We start from the raw sequence: 4,129 nt of genomic DNA, 5'->3' as shown, positions 1-4,129 counted from the left end.
GGCAAAATACTACGCCGCACTGGATCAACCGGCCGTGGCCGCGTAACTTAAACCAAATGGCCTCCGACAGTCCCGGTGCGGTTCAAAACCGCCGATCAGAACGGTGGCTCCATCGTGGATTTGTGCGACCGCTTCAGCAGCGGTGGTGATGTTTTTCATCTTCGGACTACTACCTTTACTGGCTGTGCGGGTGCGAGGCGACGTAGCTCTTCGAGGCACGAGAACCAGTTCGCCCCGGTCTCAGCGCTTCCAGACGCCATAAAGCTCAATTTGAACCAGCTGCGGGTTTGTTCCACCGACGCCGCTTGCCACACGCGAAGGCGCCGCAAGGGCTATTTCCACGCCGTATGCGTCAGCCGGACGAAGTCTCTCAAACCTCATCCCCCCTCCATGCACGGGTTAGAAGCGATCGTATCGGCGCGTTCTCGATTGGACGTGGGTTCCAATAAGCATTTTCCGTGGCGAGCTCGGCAGCGCGCGCTATATCTGCTTCATCGAAACCCAATGCCTGAAGAGATGTTGGGGCTCCCAACTTTTTTGCAAGTGCACGAAAACCCTTTGCAGCGTCCACACCTCCCATGGCGCGCGACATCGCTACCATCGCGTCGGGAATTTCTGGACGATTGTAGTCCAAAGCATAAGGCAGTATTACGCAGTGGGTAGCTGCGTGGGGCAAATCGAAACTGCCGCCAAGCGTGTGGCACAATTTGTGGTGCAGAGCCATTCCGGCGGAGCCGAGGCAAATCCCACACAACCAGGCTCCGTACAATGCCTTGCTTCGCGCCTCGACATTTCGCTCGTCATCAACGATCTGTGGGAGCGCTTGCGTCAGGACGCGAATAGCTTCCTCTGCCAAAAGGGAAATCACCGGATTGCCGTCCCGGGCGTAAAGTGCCTCAGCGGCGTGTGCAGCCGCATTTAAGCCTGACGTGACAGAAATTTGGGCCGGTAAGGACAGAGTTAAGTCGACGTCGTAGATCACCGTCTGGGGCTGGATTTTTGGGTTACGGATTGTGGTCTTCAACCCATCTTCCGTTTGACCTAGTATTGGGGTCATTTCCGACCCCGCGTATGTCGTCGGTACCACAACCTGTGGCAAACCGGTTCGCCACGCTATTGCTTTGCCCAAACCAATTGTGGAACCACCCCCGATAGCAACCAAGCAGTCCGCATTTATCTCGCGTGCTAGCCCGACACCCGCCGCCGTGACATCGGTTGGAGTGTGCATAGCGGCTTCATGGAACGACCCCGCCAACCGCCATTCTAAGTTGCTCGCGATTGAAAGCGACTGTTCTTCTTGTTGCGGTGTGGACAGTACCAGCGCTCTTTTCAGCCCTAGTCGGTCCAGCTCCGCAGCCAGTGATAGTGATGCTCCACGGCCAAAGATAACCCTTGAAGGAGCTGAATTGTACACGAAAGGTTGCATTGAATATCCGCCCCTCAGATGGCGCCGAACAATCGGGCAGGGTTATCAACCAGGATTTTATGCCGGAGAGCGACGTCAGGAGCAAACCGGGCAACTAAGTTCAACAAATCTCCGTCATCTGGCATGCGCTTCGGGTCGAAGTACCCGGAATGCGGCCAGTCGCTTCCCCAGAGTAGGCGGTCAGGGGCTATCTCACTTAAGGCGTGTGCGAACGGCACAACATCGTCATATGGAACACCTGAATGCGAGATCCGATCGGCTCCCGTCAACTTAATCCAGACATGATCAAGAGTCGCAAGATCACGTAGGATCTTAAAGGGAAGCTGGTTGACTCCGGCCGCCGTTTCAACTCTGCCAAAATGGTCGATTATGATCGGTGTTTCAGCTCCCGCGATGAGGTCACATAGCCCCTCCAAAGCATCAGGAGCAAAATGCATGTTTATGCACCAATCGAGTTCACGGCACCAACCATGCATTCGCTCGAACAGTTCGGTGTCGAGTGCGCCGGAACCGTGCTGGGGATTGAATGCGAAACGTACCCCTCTTACACCGCGGGTCTTCAGGTCACGCAGTTCCGTAAAGGTCATATCACGATGAGGCTTGATTATTCCGAGGAGACGGCGATCAGAACGCTCGACCGCATCAATAGTCACTGAATTATCAATCCCGTGCACATTCGGGTGGACACAGACACCCCGTTCGATGCCCAAACGCTCCATCAACGCCAGATAATCTTCAAGCGGTGAATCCGGCGGAGTATACGGACGCTTTTCCGCATATGGGAACACAGCCGTTGGGCCAAAAACATGGAGATGAGTGTCCCATGCGCCTTTTGGTATTGCAAAACTTATTGGCGCAGAGCGCGCGCGAGGCCCTTGGCAAGGCGGTATGCCAGCTTGATCAGCGGGTAACATTTTCCTGGAGCTCCTTTCTGTTGAGCCGAAACTAGCAAGTCATGCCAATTGCTTCCGAACAGAGATTAGCGCTGCGCGACAGCGGCTCGCGGCAGCATTGATCGCTGGTGCAAGCTCAAATGCCTGCAGGATGGTGGAATGGTGGGCGGGGAAGCGTTTGGTCAGACGTTCCCGAAGGTGCCCACCTGAACGGACGACGTTGGCGACTTCTTCCTCTACGGCGGTGTAAGCTTCGGCGCGTCCCATCGCCTGCGCTAGACCTCCCGCAACCGCATCGCTGAATATCATTCCGTTTGTCAATTCTATGTTTCGGTACATTCGTGCGGCATCGACTTCCAAGCCACCAGCTAGAAGACGAGCCTCTCTGAGCGCTCCTGCCGCCAGTCCGACGAGAGACGGGAGCGCCAGCCATTCAGAATGCCAGGCGCCAACGGGCCTCTCATGAAGGCTTGCCATCGCGCTCACCAACGTCGAAAGGTGGCCCACTGATGCAGAGTGTTGGGCCAGAATGATCATCGATCCAACAGGATTTCGCTTGTGAGGCATAGCCGAGGATCCACCCCGGCCGGCGACCGCTGGCTCAGATACCTCTCCCACTTCCGGTGTCGCAAGATGAACCACATCTGTCGCCATCTTCGCTAGAATTCCGAGAAGGATGGCCAACCAACTACCTAGTTCAACTATTCTGCTACGATGCGTGTGCCACGGCATAGCGGGAACGGCTAATCCAAGATCCGCCGCAGTCCTCGTCACAACGGCTCCGGCCCGATCGCCCATCTGGGTCAATGTGCCTACAGGACCAGCCAATGAGAGGACGAGCACTCGCCGTTTAAGTTGCTCAACCTGAGCTAAGTGCTCAGCGATTGCGACGCACCAGCCTGCCACTTTGAAGCCGAATGTGACAGGCGAAGCATGTTGGCCAGCTGTGCGCCCGATGCAGGGAGTCTCGCAATGTTCCTCCGCTAGCTCGCACAGGGAAGAAAGCAAGGCTCTTAGATCAGTTTCGATCAGATCCACCGCATTGGCCATTTGAAGAATGATGGCCGTATCCATGATGTCCTGGCTCGTAGTACCGAAATGGAAGCCACCTGCCACATCCGGCGGAAGCATGGCTTGCACTGATTTTACGAATGGGATGACAGGGACCGCCCCAAGTCGGGTCTGCTCTGCCAGTACCTTAATGTCCAGAGAGCCAGGATCTATACCTGCGATGGAGTTGGCAAGCTCTTGGCTGACCAAACCTTCAGCAGCCTGAGCGCGCGCCAAAGCGGCTTCAACCCGCAACATCAACGCAAGAAATCGACGCTCCGAGAGCGCGTCCCTCATTTCTTTCGTCGTAAACAGAGGCCCCAACAGGTCTGAATCAAGGGGGGAAAATGCCATCAAAACGCCCAGTAAGATGAATCTAGGAATGGAGCCGCAGCTATAAACTTGATTGGTTATTATGTACAGCGTTAGCTTAATATGAACAGCGCCTGGAAGATGATTCTTGTGCAATCTGCAGTTGGAAAAGCGAAGTACCGTCCCGCTCATCCGGCCAAGGGGTGTTGTTCGGGCCATGTACGATTTTCATATGACGGATATGGAAGTGAGTCAGGGCGGCACTGGGATGTGCAACTGGGAACCGTTTCTCTTGGCTGTTTAGAAACCCCTCTCCTCGCCGGTCAAGGGGATGCAGCATGGCTGGCAAGACTCACCGATAGGAAGGACTATAGTGGCCATCATCCGTCGACCACTCACGAGATCGAGATGATCTGGTATATGACAACCACCGGAAGGCAGCGATTCG

The 4,129-nt window shown here is 55.4% G+C and carries 4 protein-coding genes; 1 reads left to right on the top strand and 3 read right to left on the bottom strand.

Going from position 1 to position 4,129, the window contains the following annotated elements; genetic code table 11:
* Positions 1-370 precede the first annotated feature (370 nt).
* The 3 genes from AAFN47_RS27925 to AAFN47_RS27915 are packed head-to-tail and all read right to left on the bottom strand — an operon-like array spanning position 371 to position 3,723.
* Complete coding sequence (locus AAFN47_RS27925) at positions 371-1,426, bottom strand: maleylacetate reductase (RefSeq protein WP_035228600.1); 1,056 nt, start codon at positions 1,424-1,426, stop codon at positions 371-373.
* 14 nt (positions 1,427-1,440) lie between these two features.
* Positions 1,441-2,340 carry a 4-sulfomuconolactone hydrolase gene (locus AAFN47_RS27920; RefSeq protein WP_080723363.1) on the bottom strand — a complete coding sequence of 300 codons (900 nt, stop codon included), beginning with the start codon at positions 2,338-2,340 and terminating at the stop codon, positions 1,441-1,443.
* Between the two features lie 39 nt (positions 2,341-2,379).
* Positions 2,380-3,723, bottom strand: coding sequence for a class-II fumarase/aspartase family protein (locus AAFN47_RS27915; RefSeq protein WP_035228615.1), 1,344 nt, complete (start codon positions 3,721-3,723; stop codon positions 2,380-2,382).
* 81 nt (positions 3,724-3,804) lie between these two features.
* Between AAFN47_RS27915 and AAFN47_RS27910 the strand changes: the two genes are divergently transcribed.
* Positions 3,805-4,129: hypothetical protein (locus AAFN47_RS27910; protein ID WP_499812466.1), on the top strand; the 325-nt coding region annotated here is incomplete at its 3' end.

This window comes from Hoeflea sp. CAU 1731, from assembly GCF_039888615.1.
In the GTDB taxonomy this organism is placed as follows: Bacteria; Pseudomonadota; Alphaproteobacteria; order Rhizobiales; family Rhizobiaceae; genus Flavimaribacter.
This window is presented reverse-complemented; position numbering and strand designations above follow the sequence as displayed.

Bases quoted from the DNA above. Each gene is read 5' to 3' on its own strand.
- AAFN47_RS27920 (WP_080723363.1), bottom strand. From the start codon at position 2,340: ATGTTACCCGCTGATCAAGCTGGCATACCGCCTTGCCAAGGGCCTCGC.
- AAFN47_RS27925 (WP_035228600.1), bottom strand. From the start codon at position 1,426: ATGCAACCTTTCGTGTACAATTCAGCTCCTTCAAGGGTTATCTTTGGC.
- AAFN47_RS27915 (WP_035228615.1), bottom strand. From the start codon at position 3,723: ATGGCATTTTCCCCCCTTGATTCAGACCTGTTGGGGCCTCTGTTTACG.